This is a genomic window from Nocardioides agri (assembly GCF_013778305.1).
GTDB classification, from domain to species: Bacteria; Actinomycetota; Actinomycetes; order Propionibacteriales; family Nocardioidaceae; genus Nocardioides; species Nocardioides agri.
Window position 1 is genome coordinate 1090463 of the sequence record NZ_JACEIC010000002.1, and the last position, 13023, is coordinate 1103485.

A 13023-nucleotide genomic window follows, 5' to 3' on the forward strand; every position below is an offset into this window, starting at 1 on the left:
TCAGGCGGCCGTGCCGTTGTGGGCAAGCTCGGCGGCCTTGTCGGCCGCGCCGTCCATCGTGTCGACCAGCGTCACCAGCGGGTGGTTCAGCTCCGCCAGGATCGCGCGACCGGCGTCGACGTTGTTGCCGTCGAGGCGGACGACGAGCGGCTTGGTCGCCTCGTCGCCCAGGATCTCCAGGGCGCCCTTGATGCCGTTGGCGACCTCGTCGCACGCGGTGATGCCGCCGAAGACGTTGACGAACACGCTCTTGACCTGCGGGTCGTGGAGGATCACGTCGAGGCCGTCGGCCATCACCTGCGCGTTGGCGCCGCCACCGATGTCGAGGAAGTTGGCGGGCTTCACGCCGCCGTGCGCCTCTCCGGCGTACGCCACCACGTCGAGGGTGGACATGACCAGGCCCGCGCCGTTGCCGATGATGCCGACCTGGCCGTCGAGCTTGACGTAGTTGAGGCCCTTGTCCTTGGCCTTCGCCTCGAGCGGGTCGGCCTCCTCCCGGATCTCGAACGCCGCGTGCTCGGGGTGCCGCACCTCGGACGCGTTCTCGTCGAGCGAGACCTTGCCGTCGAGCGCCTCGAGCTTGTCGCCGGCCAGCCGCGCGAGCGGGTTGACCTCGACGAGGGTGGCGTCCTCCTCGACGAAGACCTGGTAGAGCTTCTGGATCATCGTCACGGCCTGCTCGAAGACCGGCTCCGGGAACTTCGCCTCGGTGGCGATGGCCCGCGCCTTGGCCTCGTCGACGCCGGCTCCCGGGTCGATCGCGATCTGGCGGACGGCGTCGGGGTTGGTCTTGGCGACCTCCTCGATCTCCACGCCGCCCTCGACCGAGGCGATGCACAGGTACTGACGGTTCGCGCGGTCGAGGAGGAAGGAGAAGTAGTACTCCTCCTCCGGAGGGGTCGCCGGAGTCACCAGCACCCGGTTGACCGTGAGGCCCTTGATCTCCATGCCGAGGATGTTCGACGCGTGCTCGAACGCCTCGTCGGCGGTCTTCGCGAGCTTCACGCCGCCGGCCTTGCCACGACCGCCGGCCTTGACCTGCGCCTTGATCACGGTCACGCCGCCGAGCTGCTCCGCGGCGGCCTTGGCGGCGTCCGCGGTCTCGACGACGACGCCGAGCGTCGTGGTCACACCGTGCTTGGCGAAGAGCTCCTTCGCCTGGTACTCCATCAGATCCACTGATCCACCAAGTTCTCTTTGTCGGAGTGAGCGGGCGCGCCACACAGCCGCCGCATGCTCAGGGGTGTCCTCCGCACCTTAGACCTGAGCCCGCGGGTAGGACGAGGCCGGGCGGACGTGACGTGGGGCACGGCCTCCCGGGCCCGGATGGACCAGTTTGGGGAAATCGTCGCCGCCCCGGGCGGGACGACCCGCCCCGAGGTGTCAGGCCTCACCCGAACGGGTAGTGAAGACCGCTCAAGCCACGCGGCGAGGGTGCCGATGTGGATATCGGAGATGTTTCAGGCACCATTGTTCAGACGGAGGTCGTCCACAAATAGTGGGAGTCGCTTGCACGGCGTCGTGATCATTCCGTTATTGTCAGCACTCGCCGTCTGAACCCCGAGCAGCGGAGAAGCTAATTCATGGGTAACCACCGAGCAGATCGTCGCGGCCACGGCCGCCGTCGCTCGGACCTCTCGACCCCCGCTGCTCCGGCCTCCGCCGTGGGCAAGCGCCGCGCCGAGAAGCCGGCTCGACGTCCTGGTACCCGCGCTGCGGGCACCGCAACCCCCGTTCTCCGCGAGGACGAGGAGACCATCGTCCTGCCGGTGACGGCCGACGTGCCGGAGGCGCTGACCGAGCGCCCGGTCGTCTACCAAACCTCGCGGATCGGCGGCGTCCGCGCCGCCCACGCCCCGCGCACCCGCGCCTCCCAGCCGGGAGCGCGCCGCAGCTCCTCCCGCGCGCCGCTCTTCCGCGGCCTTCCCTCCGCGCCCGTCGTGCTCGGGCTGGCCGCCCTCGCGATCTCCGCGGGCGGCGCGGTCACCGCGGCCGGTGGGCTCGACGAGGACCAGGCCCCGCGCTTCACGCAGGCCAGCGCGCTCAGCGGCGCCAGCTCGGTCGCCCGGGTGAGCCTGCTCGACCGGACGACGGTCAGCCGGGACTCCCGCCGCGACAGCGCGTCGGACGACGAGAGCGCCGACCTCGTCGACAAGGCGGAGAAGGCTAGCGCGAAGCGCACCGCCGCCCTCGCCAAGTTCTCGGCGCAGGCCGACAAGCAGAACGAGAAGCTCCTGCTCAACCGGTGGACGCTGCCGGTCCAGGGCTACCACCTGACCGCCCGGTTCGGCGAGTACGGCCTCTGGAGCCACTACCACACCGGTCTCGACTTCGCCGCCGACCCGGGGACGCCGATCCACGCCGTCGCCAACGGCGTCGTCACCTCGGCCGGCTACGACGGCGCGTACGGCAACAAGACCGTCATCACGCTCGAGGACGGCACCGAGCTCTGGTTCTGCCACCAGACGACGATCGGGGTCTCCGTCGGCGACGAGGTCCACTCCGGCGACCTGATCGGCACCGTCGGGTCCACCGGCCACGTGACCGGCCCGCACCTGCACCTCGAGGTGCGCCCCGGCGCCGGCGACCCGGTCGACCCGTACGCCGCGCTCCTCGCGCACGGCGTGACGCCCTGATCTAGAGCTTCTCCACCGGCGCGTAGCGCAGCAGCAGCCGCTTGACGCCCTCGGAGCCGAAGTCGATCGAGGCGACGGCCTTGTCGGCGACGCCCTCGAGCGCCACGACCGTCCCCATGCCGAAGGCGTCGTGCAGGACCCGGTCGCCCGGCTCGAGGCTCGGGATCTCCCGAGCCGGCTTGGCCCGCGCAGCGGCGTCCGCGCGCACGGCGGCGGCCGAGAAGTTGCGGCGGCCGGCGGCGGTCGGCTCGCCGAAGCGCTGGCCGCCCGACAGGTCGGGACGGCTCCACCTGGTCTGGGCGGCCTCGGTGCGCCGCCAGTCGACCAGGTCGACGGGCAGCTCGTCGAGGAAGCGCGATCCGGGGTTGTGGGAGGGCGCGCCCCAGGCGGAGCGCACGACGGCGCGGGAGAGGTAGAGACGCTCGCGCGCGCGGGTGACGCCGACGTAGGCGAGCCGGCGCTCCTCCTCGAGCTCGGGCTGGTCGCCGAGCGCCCGGGCGTGCGGGAAGACGCCGTCCTCGAGGCCGGTGAGGAACACGACCGGGAACTCCAGGCCCTTGGCGGTGTGCAGGGTCATCAGCGTGACCACGCCGGAGTCGTCGGGGTCGTCGTCGGGGATCTGGTCGGTGTCGGCGACCAGCGCGACCCGCTCCAGGAAGTCGGAGAGCCCGGGGGCCACGGTCCCCGCCTCGACGTCGGCGGGGTCGGCCGACGGCCCGGCCTGCGGGTCGTCCGCGAACTCGCGGGCGACCGCCACGAGCTCGGCGAGGTTCTCCAGCCGGGTCTCGTCCTGCGGGTCGTCGCTCTCCTCCAGCCAGGTGAGGTAGCCCGAGCGGGCGAGCGTCGCCTCCAGGACCACATCGGGTCGCTCTCCCCCGTCGACCATGGACTGGAGCTCCTCCACCATGGCGACGAAGCCCTGGATCTGGGCCAGCGAGCGGGTCGCGAGCCCGGGAGCGTCCTGCGCGCGGCGCAGCGCCTCCCAGAACGTCGTCCGGTCGCGGTCGGCGAGCGCCTGCACGCAGGCGACCGCCCGGTCGCCGATCCCCCGCTTGGGCGTGTTGAGGATCCGCCGCAGCGAGACCTGGTCGGCCGGGTTGACCAGCATCCGCAGGTAGGCGAGCGCGTCGCGCACCTCGCGCCGCTCGTAGAAGCGGACGCCGCCGACCACCTTGTAGGGCATGCCGTGCCGGATGAACACCTCCTCGAACACCCGGGACTGCGCGTTGGTCCGGTAGAAGACGGCGACGTCGCCGGGCCGATAGGCCTTCGCGTCGGTGAGCGTGTCGATCTCGCCGGAGACGAACCGCGCCTCGTCGTGCTCGTCGTCGGCGACGTAGCCGACGATCCGCTCACCCTCCCCCGCGTCGGACCACAGCCGCTTCTCCTTGCGGCCCTTGTTGTGGCCGATCACCGAGTTGGCCGCGGTGAGGATCGTCTGGGTGGAGCGGTAGTTCTGCTCCAGCAGGATGGACGTGGCGTCGGGGAAGTCCTGCTCGAAGTCGAGGATGTTGCGGATGTTGGCGCCCCGGAAGGCGTAGATCGACTGGTCCGCGTCACCCACGACCATCAGCTCGGCCGGCTCGACCCGCTCCGCGTCGGGGTCGGTGTCCTCCGGCTGGTCGGCGCAGAGCTGGTGGATGAGTGCGTACTGCGCGTGGTTGGTGTCCTGGTACTCGTCGACGAGCACGTGCCGGAAGCGGCGCCGGTAGGTCTCGCGCACCTCGGGGAACTGCTCGAAGAGGTGGACGGTGAGCATGATGAGGTCGTCGAAGTCGAGCGCGTTGGCCTCGCGGAGGCGGCGCTGGTAGGTGGTGTACGCCGCGGCGTACGTCTCCTCGAGCTTGTTGTGGGTGTCGGCGGCGACGTCGTCGGCGTCGCGCAGCTCGTTCTTGTGGTTGGACACCCAGTGCAGCAGCGCGCCCGGCTGGTAGCGGCGCGGGTCGAGGTCGAGGTCGTTGCAGACCAGCGTCATCAGGCGCTTCTGGTCGGCGGCGTCGTAGATGGAGAAGTTGGACTTGTAGCCCAGCTTCTCGATCTCCTTGCGGAGGATGCGCACGCAGGCGGAGTGGAACGTCGAGACCCACATGATCCGGGCACGCTTGCCGACGAGGTCCTCGACGCGCTCCTTCATCTCGGCCGCGGCCTTGTTGGTGAAGGTGATCGCGAGGATCGAGCCGGGGTGGGCCCGGCGCTCCGAGATCAGCCAGGCGATCCGGCGGGTGAGCACCCGGGTCTTGCCCGAGCCGGCGCCGGCGACCACGAGCAGCGGCGTGCCCTCGTGGGTCACGGCGGCGCGCTGCGGGTCGTTGAGCCCGGCGAGCAGCTCCTCCCTGCTGGGGCCTCGGCGGGCGGGCAGGACGGGCTCGAGGCCGGGCAGCGGGATCGACGTGCTCATCTCGCGGCCCAGCCTACGTGCGCCCTCCCCCAGGGACGGCCCCGGTCAGAGTGCGATGACCACCGACAGCCCGCCGGGGCCGTAGCCGGCGATCTCCAGCTCGAGGTCCTCCCGGGCGGCCGGCTGCGTGGCGGTGTTGAACACCTGCGGCGGGAGCGGGTCGCTCGGCGCGTAGCTCATCGAGAGACGGAGGTGGACGTCCAGCGCGTCGCCGAGGGTGGCGGCCAGGACGTTGCAGATCTCCGAGGCGTTGTCGAAGAGGTTCGGCGCGAGCAGCTGGTTCTCGATCGAGTCGTCGGCCGCGCCCTTGGGCACGAGCGCGATCGCCGCGCCGCAGCGAGCCGCGAGCGCGAGGTCCATGACGGCGACGGCGCGCAGCCGGTGACCGTCGTCGACGTACGACGCGACGACGGGCTTCGGGATGCCGACGTCGACCGGCTTGCCACCCGCGACGGCGACGTCGCGACCGAGCAGCCCCTCGAACAGGTCCTTGACGGCCTTGCGATCAGGCAGCATCGCGATCAGCCCAGCATTCCGGAGAGCGCGTCCGAGAAGTGGTCGGACGTGAAGGGCTTGGCGATGAGGAACATCGCGCCGGCTGCCTTCGCGGTCTCGCGCATCTCCTCCGAGCCCTCGGAGGTGACGAAGCCGAACGGGACCTCGTTGCCGCCGCTGCGGAGGTCGCGGAGCAGCTCGATGCCGGTCTTGTTGGGCATGTTCCAGTCGGAGAGCACCAGGTCGGGGGCGTCGCTGGCCACCTTGTCGAGCGCCTCGGCACCGTCCGCGGCCTCCACGAAGTCGTGGTGCCCGAAGCCCGCCTGGCGCATGGTGCGCAGCACGATCTGTCGCATGACCTTGCTGTCATCTGCGATGAGGATCTTCATGGTTCTCGAGTTCTTTCCTTGTTCTAGCTCGACGTGGCCGGTCAGGCCGCGGCGTCGGGGACGACTTGGACGTACACGGGCGCGTCACGCCAGGAGACCACCATGCACTCACCCTGTGCGGGCGGCGCAGTGCAGGGAGCGACTCCCGGCAGACCGAGTGCGGACACGCCGTCGAGCGCGCCCTTCACGCTACCGCCGACGACGTTGAGGACCTCGCCCACGGCGTCGTGGACGTCGAGGTCCGGGAGCACCTCTTCGGGCCCGCAGCCGAGCATGGCGCCGGCGATCTGGGCCGCGACGTCGCGGTCACAGGTCAGCACCAGCCGACCGTTCCAGTCGCCGCGCAGCTCGATCTGGGCCTGCACGCCGCTGCCGAACTCGGCCGGCCGGTCCGCCGGCCACGGGTCGGCGCTGGCGAAGAGCATCGAGCCCCACACCTGCTCGATCGCGGCGAGCACGAGCGCGTTGTCGGGCGCAGTTCCGTTGGTCACGTCTGGTCCCCTACCGGTGTGGGGAGCAGCCCGAGCAGGTCGAGCTTCTCCAGCATGGCCTCACCCGTGAACGGCTTGATGAGGTATTCGTGGGCGCCGGCCGCAAGCGCTCGGACGATCTGGCTCTGCTCGCTCTCCGTGGTGACCATCATCAGGGTGGTCGCGCGCCACTGGGGCTGCTTGCGGACGTGGTTGATGAAGGTCAGGCCGTCCATCACCGGCATGTTCCAGTCGACGCAGGCGAGCTCCGGCGGAGTCTCCTGCGCCGCCAGGACGTCGAGGGCCTCCTGGCCGTCGCCGGCCTCCAGGACCTCGAAGCCCGCGTCCTCGAGGATGCGGGTGACGATCCGACGCATCGCTCGTGAGTCGTCGACTACCAGGGCACGCATGTGCGCTGTTCCTCTCTGATCCGGTACACCGACGACCTTCCGGCGGGTACCCGTTCCCAGGCGTCGTCGACGCCCATGGTCATTTCCGCCGCTCCGAGGAAGAGGTGGCCGTCCGGCGCCAGCACCTGGCGGACCCGCTGGAGCACCTCACGCTTGGTGGGCATGTCGAAGTAGATGAGCACGTTGCGCAGGAACACCACGTCGAACTGGCCCATCGGCGGGAACGGCCGGGTCAGGTTGAGGTGACGGAACTCCACACGTTCCCTGATCGACTGGTTGATCCGCCAGTTGAGGCCCTGGCGCTCGAAATGTCGCACCAGGGTCGTGGCCGGAAGGCCTCGGTTGACCTCGAGCTGGGAGTACTCCCCGCGCCGTCCCCGCTCGAGCATCTCCTCGGAGAGGTCGGTGGCGGTGACGTCGACGCGCCAGCCCGCGAGCGCCGGCGTGTCCATCGCGGTCATCACGATGCTGTACGGCTCCTGGCCGCTCGAGCACGCGGCGGCCCACACCCGCAGCTGCTTGCGCGGGCGGTTGCGGGCGAGCTCGGGGAAGATCGTCTCGCGCAGCGTCGTGTAGGGGTCGGTGTCGCGGAACCACGACGTCTCGTTCGTGGTCAGGGCCTCGACGACCTGCTTGAGCGCCGCCGGCGACCGGCGGGTCGACAGCTGGGCGACGTACGCGTCGACGTCGGGGTGGCCCGCCGCCCGCGCGAGCGGCACCAGGCGCGACTCGACGAGGTACTCCTTGCCCGGCTCGAGCACGATCGCGCTCTCGGCGCGGACGAGCTCACGGACGAAGGTGAAGGCCGAGGAGCTGATCGTCACCGGGCCACCGCCGTGCCGGCAGAGCTCGGGACGAGCCGGCGCACGATCTCCGGGGCGAGGTCACGCAGCGGCAGGACCCGCTCGGCGAGCCCCGCGGTCGCGACGGCGCCGGGCATCCCCCACACCACGGAGGTGGCCTGGTCCTGGGCGAGCACCGCGCCACCCTGGTCGACGATGGTGCGCGACCCGCGGGCGCCGTCGGAGCCCATGCCGGTGAGGACGACGCCGAGCACCGCACCGCCGACCGCACCGGTGGCGCTGCGGAAGAGCACGTCGACGGCCGGGCGGCAGAAGTTCTCGGGCGGGTCCTGCGTCAACCGGGTGACCAGGCGCTGGGAGTCGCCCACCACCTCGAGGTGGAAGTCGCCGGGCGCGATGCACACCGTGCCGGGCCGGAGCTCCTGGCCGTGCGCGGCCTCGGTGACCTCGACGTCGAGCTGGCGGTCCAACCGGGCCGCGAACTGCTTGGTGAACAGCGGCGGCATGTGCTGCACCACGGCGACCGGCACCGGGAGCGGCGGCAGGCCGGCGAGCAGGGTGCCGAGCGCCTCCGGACCACCGGTCGAGCACCCGATCACGAGGAGCCGGTAGCTCCCGGCGGGACGCGCGACCGGCGCGCGGAGCGGCACCGGCGCAGCCACCGGCGGCGGCACCGCACCCGCGGGGACCGGGTGGCCGCGGCGAGGCACCAGTGACTTGATCCGCGGGATCAGCGCCTCGCGGACCTGCTCCATGGAGCGGCCGACGCTGCCGACGTTCGCGGGCTTGGGCACGTAGTCCGACGCGCCGGCGGCGAGAGCGTCCAGGGTCGCCGCCGCGCCCCGCTCGGTCAGGGTGCTGAACATGATGACCGGGACTCGGCTGCCGGAGGCACGGAGCCGGCGCACCGTCTCGATGCCGTCGAGCTCAGGCATCTCGACGTCCATGGTCACGAGGTCTGGATCGAGCATCGCGATCTTCTGCAGGCCCGCTCGACCGTTCACGGCCGTGCCGACGACCTCGATGTCGGGATCCGCAGACAGCAGGTCAGAGACCAGCTTGCGGATCACCACCGAGTCATCGACGACAAGCACCCGGATCCGGGTCATGCACAACGTCCTCACATCAACGCCTACCCCCGCGGCAGGCGATGATCAGATCGGCTGCGACGCCGACTTCCTGAGCGCGCCCAGGTGACGAATGCGCATCAGTCGAGGTGGGGGTGCACGGCGCGCCAGGGCCGCAGGAGCACGGCCGCGTCCGCGGCGGGCAGCAGGTCGCTCACGGCCGACGCCTGGACGACACCGGCCCAGGCGTTCCACACGCCGTACGCCGCGTCGTGGGCGGTGAAGCCGCCGCGGTCGAAGGCGATGACGCCCGCGAGCTGGGCGTCGCAGGCGGTGCGCAGCCGCTCCGCCAGCGAGAGCGCCCAGGTCGCCTGATGCATCGCCGGTGCCCACTGCGCGGTGTGCACCCGGAGCTCGTCGACGACACGGCGCCAGGCCGACCGGGTCTGGTGGTCGCTGCCGGCGACCGAGGCGAGCCGGGCATCCACCTCGGGCAGCCCGACGGTGACCGTGCTGCCGTCGTCGGGCAGTGCCGCGCGGACGTACGGCGCGGCCATGGCCCGGCGCAGCTCGCCGGGCAGCTCCTCACGCAGGTAGGCGCTGGTGGCGGCGTCGACGAGCACGTCGGCGGCCAGCGCGGCCCCCGGGTCCTGGACCGCGACCGGACCGCTGGCCAGCCAGGTCCAGTCGAGGAGGTCGTGGCGCACGAAGCGGTCGAGGGCGTCCGCGTCGCCGAGCAGGCTGGTCTCGAGGCGGCGCAGCAGCGCGGTCTCCCCCGCGGCCGCCTCGTCGATCGCGGCACCGGCCAGCGGGAGCGCGTCGCGCATCGAGCTCGTCGATGCCGCGGCGTCGGCGCACGCCTGCCGCCACTGCTCGCGCGCCCCGGCGCCCGGGTGGCAGTCAGCGAGTCGCTCGACCTCGGCGGGTGAGGCCGCGATCGCGACCCGCAGCACCTCGGCCACCTGACTGCCGCCAGGCAGGCGGGCCAGGTCGAAGCCCAGAGCCGGCGCGCCGACCACCGAGTAGCCCATCGCCCGCTCCCTCGACGCGTCGACCCCGCCCGGAAGGTCCGGACGGGGTCGATCGTAGCCCGACCCCGACGAGCGGGACCCGGCCTTGCGTCTGCCTTGCTCAGGCCTTGAAGAAGCCCACGACGTCGCGGAGCTCGGTGGCCATGCGGGCCATCTCGTCGACCGCGCCCTGCGACTGCGCGAGGGCGGCCGTGGTGGACTGCGCCGCCGCCGATACCCCCGTGATGTTGGTGGCGATCTCGCCGGAGCCCGTCGAGGCCTCGGCGACGTTGCGGGACATCTCGTTGGTGGTCGCGGTCTGCTCCTCCACCGCCGAGGCGATGGTCAGCTGGTAGTCGTTGATCCGGGTGATGATCGTGGAGATCTGCTCGATCGCCTCGACCGCGCCGGTGGTGTCGGCCTGGATGGCCTCCACACGACGCGCGATGTCCTCGGTGGCCCGCGCGGTCTCCTGCGCGAGCTCCTTGACCTCGTTGGCGACGACCGCGAAGCCCTTGCCCGCCTCGCCGGCACGCGCCGCCTCGATGGTGGCGTTGAGCGCGAGGAGGTTGGTCTGCTCGGCGATCGAGGTGATCACCTTGACGACGTTGCCGATCTCCTGGCTCGACGTACCGAGCTTGGCGACCGAGACGTTGGTGGTCTCGACGATGCCGACGGCCTCCGAGGCGACGCGGGCGGCGTCGTTGGCCGACGCGGCGATCTCGCGGATCGACGCCCCCATCTGCTCGGCACCCGCGGCGACGGTCTGGACGTTGAGCGAGACCTCGTCGGCCGCACCGGCGACGACACCGGCTTGGACGGCGGTCTCCTCGGCACCCGCAGCGATCTGCTGCGAGGACGCCGACAGCTCCTCCGAGGCCGCCGCCACCGCGTCGGCCGAGCCGGTGACCGAGCCGATCAGCTCGCGGAACCGGTCGAGAGAGCGGTCCAGCGCAGCGCCCATGACGCCGACGTCGTCGCCGGAGTCCAGGTGGGCACGCTGGGTGAGATCGCCGTCGGCGAGGGCCTCCAGGACCTCGCGGACCCGGGTGACCCGCTTCGCCGTCGCCGTGGCGACCATCCAGCCGAGGAAGAGCGACAGGCCGATGCCGACCACGAGGAGCGCGATCGCGGTGATCTGGTTGGCGCGGTGGGCACCGCGGACGGCAGCGACGGCCTCCTCGGCCTCGCTGTTCTCCTGCGAGGTGAGCTTCTCCACCAGCTCGGTCATCTTCTCGGTGATCGGGGTGCCGGTGGAGGCGTTCTTGACCCACCACCACTCCGTCTCGCCGTCCATCGCCAGCGGGAGGAGGGTGTCCTGCTGCAACGCCATGTAGGCGTCGACGGCCTCCGACAGCTCGGCCGCGCGGGCCTTCTCGACCGCACCGGTGCCGGCGTAGGTCTTGGCCGCCTCCTGGTAGGCCGCGTAGTGCACGACGAGCTGGTCCTGCGCGGAGATCTTGTCGCCGTCCTGCAGCGCGAGGGCAGCGTTGCGCGCGTCGATCCGCATCCCGAGGATCGCCGTGTGCATGTCGGCGACGGCGCTCACGCCACGGACGTTGTTCGCGTAGAGCCCCTCGGCCTGGTGCACGGAGCCGCTCATCGACCACATGCCCATCACCCCGATCGCGACCGCGAACGCGGCGGTGAGGCCGACGCTGATCATGATCTTGGGCTTGACGTTGGTGTCGCGGAACCACCGGATCAGCACGTGGCTGGAGGCCCGGGTGCCGACGAACTCTTCAGTCATCAGTCGACCTTCTCTCGGCTGAAGCGGGACACCTCGCTGCGCAGCGTGCGGGCCATCGCGGCCAGCTCGTCGACGGCAGCACGGGTCTGGTTGACAGCGGTGGTGGTGGTCCCGGCGGCGGTCGCGACCCCGTTGATGTTGGTGGCGATCTGGCCGGAGCCGGTCGAGGCCTCGGCGACGTTGCGGGACATCTCGTTGGTGGTCGCGGTCTGCTCCTCCACCGCCGAGGCGATGGTCAGCTGGTAGTCGTTGATCCGGGTGATGATCGTGGAGATCTGCTCGATCGCCTCGACCGCACCGGTGGTGTCGGCCTGGATGGCCTCGGCCCGGCGGGCGATGTCCTCGGTGGCCCGCGCGGTCTCCTGCGCGAGCTCCTTGACCTCGTTGGCCACGACCGCGAAGCCCTTGCCCGCCTCCCCGGCACGCGCAGCCTCGATGGTCGCGTTGAGGGCCAGCAGGTTGGTCTGGCCTGCGATCGAGGTGATCACCTTGACCACGTTGCCGATCTCCTGGCTCGACGCGCCCAGCTTGGCGACCGAGACGTTGGTCGTCTCCACGATGCCGACGGCGTCCGAGGCGACGCGGGCGGCGTCGTTGGCCGACGCGGCGATCTCGCGGATCGAGGCCCCCATCTGCTCGGCACCAGCGGCGACGGTCTGCACGTTGCGCGAGACCTCGTCCGCCGCACCGGCGACCACGCCGGCCTGGACCGAGGTCTGCTCCGCGCCCGCGGCGATCTGCTGCGAGGACGCCGAGAGCTCCTCCGAGGCCGCCGCCACCGCGTCGGCCGAGCCGACCACCGAGCCGACGATGCCGTCGAACGCGCCGATCGACTGGTTGAGGGCCCGCTCGAGCTCACCGAGCTCGGCCGAGGACCGCTCCTCGACCCGCTGCGACAGGTCACCCTCGGCGAACGCCTTGAGGACGCTCACGGAGGACTCGAGCGGACGCGTGATCGAGCTCGAGATGCGCAGCGCACCGAAGGTCATCGCGGCCAGGCCGAGGATGCCGACCAGGATCGTCGACCACAGCACCTGGGTCACGAGCGCCTCGCGCTCGTCCTCGATGTCCGAGGCCGCGTCGTTCATCACGTCGACGGCCTCGGTCACCTGGGCACCGAGCTGGTCGCCCATGCTCTGGACCTGGCCGATGGACCCCCGAGCGCCCGACTGGTTGGTCTGCGCCATCTCGATGACGCTGCCCACCCGCTCGGCGTACGTGGTGAACGCCGCCCTGAACGCCTCGGTCTTCTGGGCGTCCAGCGCCACGGTGTCACCGAGGTCGAGGGCGACCAGCTGCTCCATCGTGCCCGCCAGGTCAGCCTGGTCGTCCTCGAACATGGTCGCGGCGGACGAGGGGTTGCCCAACGTCGCGGCCTGGTAGGCGTCGTTGCTCAGCTGCACGGAGGAGGCCTCCAGCTGGGTGATCAGCGCGACCGCGCGACCGAGCTTCGCCTGGTCATCGGCAGCACCGTCCAGCCGGACGATCCCGGAGAGGGCGAACCCGCCGACCGTGATCACAGTGACCGCGCTGATCAGCAGCATCAGGCGCAGGCGCCGACGCACGGTCCAGGTGAATCTCTTCAACATGAGCGA

General features: G+C 71.2%; 12 protein-coding genes. 1 reads left to right on the plus strand and 11 read right to left on the minus strand.

Going from position 1 to position 13023, the window contains the following annotated elements; all coding sequences use genetic code 11:
* Entirely contained in the window at window positions 1-1179 is a 1179-nt protein-coding gene (gene sucC / locus HZF07_RS09790) for an ADP-forming succinate--CoA ligase subunit beta (RefSeq protein WP_181645005.1), read from the minus strand.
* 404 nt (window positions 1180-1583) lie between these two features.
* Here sucC and HZF07_RS09795 point away from each other — a divergent pair, with 404 nt between their 5' ends.
* Window positions 1584-2636 (plus strand): M23 family metallopeptidase, encoded by a 1053-nt coding sequence (locus HZF07_RS09795; protein ID WP_157341263.1) that lies wholly within the window; start codon window positions 1584-1586, stop codon window positions 2634-2636.
* 1 nt (window position 2637) lies between these two features.
* Here the strand turns inward: HZF07_RS09795 and pcrA are convergent, their stop codons facing one another.
* The 10 genes from pcrA to HZF07_RS09845 all read right to left on the minus strand — a co-directional run bounded on the left by pcrA (window position 2638) and on the right by HZF07_RS09845 (window position 13017).
* Complete coding sequence (gene pcrA / locus HZF07_RS09800) at window positions 2638-5034, minus strand: DNA helicase PcrA (protein WP_157341265.1); 2397 nt, start codon at window positions 5032-5034, stop codon at window positions 2638-2640.
* 45 nt (window positions 5035-5079) lie between these two features.
* Window positions 5080-5550 (minus strand): hypothetical protein, encoded by a 471-nt coding sequence (locus tag HZF07_RS09805; protein ID WP_157341267.1) that lies wholly within the window; start codon window positions 5548-5550, stop codon window positions 5080-5082.
* Between the two features lie 5 nt (window positions 5551-5555).
* Window positions 5556-5918, minus strand: coding sequence for a response regulator (locus HZF07_RS09810; protein ID WP_157341269.1), 363 nt, complete (start codon window positions 5916-5918; stop codon window positions 5556-5558).
* A gap of 41 nt (window positions 5919-5959) precedes the next feature.
* Window positions 5960-6409, minus strand: a complete 450-nt coding sequence (locus HZF07_RS09815; protein WP_157341271.1) for a chemotaxis protein CheX — start codon at window positions 6407-6409, stop codon at window positions 5960-5962.
* Entirely contained in the window at window positions 6406-6798 is a 393-nt protein-coding gene (locus HZF07_RS09820; protein WP_157341273.1) for a response regulator, read from the minus strand. Before HZF07_RS09820 ends, HZF07_RS09815 begins: the two co-directional genes overlap by 4 nt.
* The gene (locus HZF07_RS09825; protein ID WP_181645006.1) at window positions 6783-7622 is read right to left on the minus strand and encodes a CheR family methyltransferase; all 840 of its coding nucleotides are present in this window, start codon (window positions 7620-7622) and stop codon (window positions 6783-6785) included. The genes HZF07_RS09820 and HZF07_RS09825 overlap by 16 nt, the downstream gene beginning before the upstream one ends.
* Window positions 7619-8710 carry a protein-glutamate methylesterase/protein-glutamine glutaminase gene (locus tag HZF07_RS09830; protein WP_157341275.1) on the minus strand — a complete coding sequence of 364 codons (1092 nt, stop codon included), beginning with the start codon at window positions 8708-8710 and terminating at the stop codon, window positions 7619-7621. The genes HZF07_RS09825 and HZF07_RS09830 overlap by 4 nt, the downstream gene beginning before the upstream one ends.
* Before the next feature lie 98 nt (window positions 8711-8808).
* Window positions 8809-9699 (minus strand): hypothetical protein, encoded by an 891-nt coding sequence (locus HZF07_RS09835; RefSeq protein ID WP_157341277.1) that lies wholly within the window; start codon window positions 9697-9699, stop codon window positions 8809-8811.
* A 100-nt stretch (window positions 9700-9799) separates the two neighbouring features.
* Window positions 9800-11428, minus strand: a complete 1629-nt coding sequence (locus HZF07_RS09840) for a methyl-accepting chemotaxis protein (RefSeq protein ID WP_157341279.1) — start codon at window positions 11426-11428, stop codon at window positions 9800-9802.
* A complete protein-coding gene (locus HZF07_RS09845) occupies window positions 11428-13017 on the minus strand; it encodes a methyl-accepting chemotaxis protein (protein WP_157341282.1) in 1590 nt (529 codons plus the stop codon). Before HZF07_RS09845 ends, HZF07_RS09840 begins: the two co-directional genes overlap by 1 nt.
* Between the last annotated feature and the right edge of the window lie 6 nt (window positions 13018-13023).

Excerpts from the sequence above, each read along its gene's own strand:
- HZF07_RS09805 (WP_157341267.1), bottom strand. The coding sequence starts at position 5,550 with ATGCTGCCTGATCGCAAGGCCGTCAAGGACCTGTTCGAGGGGCTGCTC.
- pcrA (WP_157341265.1), bottom strand. The coding sequence starts at position 5,034 with ATGAGCACGTCGATCCCGCTGCCCGGCCTCGAGCCCGTCCTGCCCGCC.
- HZF07_RS09835 (WP_157341277.1), bottom strand. The coding sequence starts at position 9,699 with ATGGGCTACTCGGTGGTCGGCGCGCCGGCTCTGGGCTTCGACCTGGCC.
- HZF07_RS09830 (WP_157341275.1), bottom strand. The coding sequence starts at position 8,710 with ATGACCCGGATCCGGGTGCTTGTCGTCGATGACTCGGTGGTGATCCGC.
- HZF07_RS09845 (WP_157341282.1), bottom strand. The coding sequence starts at position 13,017 with ATGTTGAAGAGATTCACCTGGACCGTGCGTCGGCGCCTGCGCCTGATG.
- HZF07_RS09820 (WP_157341273.1), bottom strand. The coding sequence starts at position 6,798 with ATGCGTGCCCTGGTAGTCGACGACTCACGAGCGATGCGTCGGATCGTC.
- HZF07_RS09795 (WP_157341263.1), top strand. The coding sequence starts at position 1,584 with ATGGGTAACCACCGAGCAGATCGTCGCGGCCACGGCCGCCGTCGCTCG.
- HZF07_RS09840 (WP_157341279.1), bottom strand. The coding sequence starts at position 11,428 with ATGACTGAAGAGTTCGTCGGCACCCGGGCCTCCAGCCACGTGCTGATC.
- HZF07_RS09810 (WP_157341269.1), bottom strand. The coding sequence starts at position 5,918 with ATGAAGATCCTCATCGCAGATGACAGCAAGGTCATGCGACAGATCGTG.